Source organism: Streptomyces sp. NRRL WC-3618, assembly GCF_001280005.1.
GTDB lineage: Bacteria > Actinomycetota > Actinomycetes > Streptomycetales > Streptomycetaceae > Streptomyces.
In genome coordinates this window covers 1-2,424 of record NZ_LGDW01000202.1, presented here as the reverse complement: position 1 = coordinate 2,424, position 2,424 = coordinate 1, and the positions used below count along the sequence as shown (strand labels likewise).

The window sequence follows — 2,424 nt, the reverse complement described above, 5'->3', positions numbered from 1 at the left end:
TCAGCGTGCGTTGAAGTATTTGGCGTCGGGGTGGTGGATGACGATGGCGTCGGTGGACTGTTCGGGGTGGAGCTGGAACTCCTCGGAGAGGTGGACGCCGATGCGTTCGGGCTGGAGGAGGTCGGCGATCTTGGCGCGGTCCTCCAGGTCGGGGCAGGCGCCGTAGCCCAGGGAGAAGCGGGCGCCCCGGTACTTCAGGGCGAACATGTCCTCGACGTCGGCGGGGTCCTCGGCGGCGAAGCCGAGTTCGGAGCGCACCCGGGCGTGCCAGTACTCGGCGAGGGCCTCGGCGAGCTGGACGGACAGGCCGTGCAGTTCGAGGTAGTCGCGGTAGGAGTTGGCTTCGAACAGCTTGGCGGTCTGCTCCCCGATCCGGTTGCCCATCGTGACGACCTGAAGGCCGACGACGTCTGTTTCGCCGGATTCTTCGGGGCGGAAGAAGTCGGCCAGGCACAGGCGCCGGCCGCGGCGCTGGCGGGGGAAGGTGAACCGGGTGCGTTCGGAGCCGTCCTCGTTGAGCAGGATGAGGTCGTCGTCCTTGGAGACGCAGGGGAAGTAGCCGTAGACGACGGCCGCTTCGAGGAGGTTGTCGGTCTGGAGCTTGTCCAGCAGGCCGCGCAGCCGGGGGCGGCCCTCGGTCTCGACGAGCTCCTCGTAGGTGGGGCCGTCGCCGGTGCGGGCCTGTTTGAGCCCCCACTGCCCTTTGAAGAGGGCGCCCTCGTCGAGCCAGCTCGCGTACTCCTTGAGCTGGATGCCCTTGATGACCCGGGTGCCCCAGAACGGCGGGGTGGGGATCGGGTTGTCGGTGGCGACGTCGGAGCGGACATGGCCTTCCTCGGGCCGCTCCTCGACCACCGTGTCGGCGGCGGCCGCGCGCACGCGGCGCTGTTTGAGCTCGGGCAGCCTGGCGCCGGGGACGCCGCGTTTGACGCCGATGAGGGCGTCCATCAGGCGCAGGCCCTCGAAGGCGTCGCGGGCGTAGCGGACCTCGCCCTCGTAGATCTCGTGCAGGTCCTGCTCGACGTAGGCGCGGGTCAGGGCGGCGCCGCCGAGGATGACGGGGTAGTCGGCGGCCAGCTTGCGCTGGTTGAGCTCCTGCAGGTTCTCCTTCATGATCACCGTGGACTTGACCAGCAGCCCCGACATGCCGATGACGTCGGCGCGGTGTTCCTGCGCGGCCTCCAGGATCGCGGAGACCGGCTGCTTGATGCCCAGGTTGACCACGGTGTAGCCGTTGTTCGACAGGATGATGTCGACGAGGTTCTTGCCGATGTCGTGGACATCCCCGCGCACGGTGGCCAGCACGATCGTGCCCTTGCCCTCCGCGTCCGACTTCTCCATGTGCGGCTCGAGATGCGCGACGGCCGTCTTCATCACCTCGGCGGACTGCAGGACGAACGGCAGCTGCATCTGGCCGGAACCGAACAGCTCCCCGACGACCTTCATGCCGTCCAGGAGGGTGTCGTTGACGATGTCCAGGGCGGGGCGGGTCGTCAGCGCGTCGTCGAGGTCGGCCTGGAGGCCGTTCTTCTCCCCGTCGATGATCCGCCGCTTGAGCCGCTCGTCCAGCGGCAGCGCGGCCAGCTCCTCGGCCTTGCCCGCCTTGAGGGACTTGGTGGTCGCGCCCTCGAACAACGCCATCAGCTTCTGCAACGGGTCGTAGCCCTCGGCACGCCGGTCGTAGACCAGGTCCAGGGCCGTCTGGACCTCCTCCTCGCTGAACCGCGCGATGGGGAGGATCTTCGACGCGTGCACGATCGCCGAGTCCAGGCCCGCCTTCACGCACTCGTCCAGGAACACCGAGTTCAGCAGGATACGGGCGGCCGGATTCAGGCCGAAGGAGATGTTCGACAACCCCAGCGTCGTCTGCACGTCCGGGCGGCGGCGCTTGAGCTCGCGGATCGCCTCGATCGTCGCGATACCGTCCTTACGGGACTCCTCCTGACCCGTACAGATCGTGAAGGTCAGAGTGTCGATGAGGATGTCCGACTCCCGGATCCCCCAGTTCCCCGTCAGATCCTCGATCAGCCGCTCCGCGATGGCCACCTTGTGCTCGACCGTCCGGGCCTGGCCCTCCTCGTCGATCGTCAGCGCGATCAACGCCGCGCCATGCTCCCGCGCCAGCTTGGTGACCTTCGCGAACCGGGACTCCGGCCCGTCACCGTCCTCGTAGTTGACCGAGTTGATGACCGCACGCCCACCCAGCTTCTCCAAACCCGCCTGGAGAACCTCCACCTCCGTGGAGTCCAAAACGATCGGCAGCGTGGACGCGGTGGCGAAACGCCCCGCCAGCTCCTCCATGTCCGCGACACCGTCACGGCCCACATAGTCGACGCACAGGTCGAGCATGTGCGCGCCCTCACGAATCTGATCCCGCGCCATCTCCACACAGTCGTCCCAGCGCGCCTCCAGCATCGCCTCACG

1 protein-coding gene is annotated in these 2,424 nt (G+C 67.8%); it reads right to left on the bottom strand.

The window, feature by feature from the left end; all coding sequences use genetic code 11:
* Positions 1–2,424: vitamin B12 dependent-methionine synthase activation domain-containing protein (locus tag ADL01_RS19450; RefSeq protein ID WP_053743292.1), on the bottom strand; the 2,424-nt coding region annotated here is incomplete at its 5' end.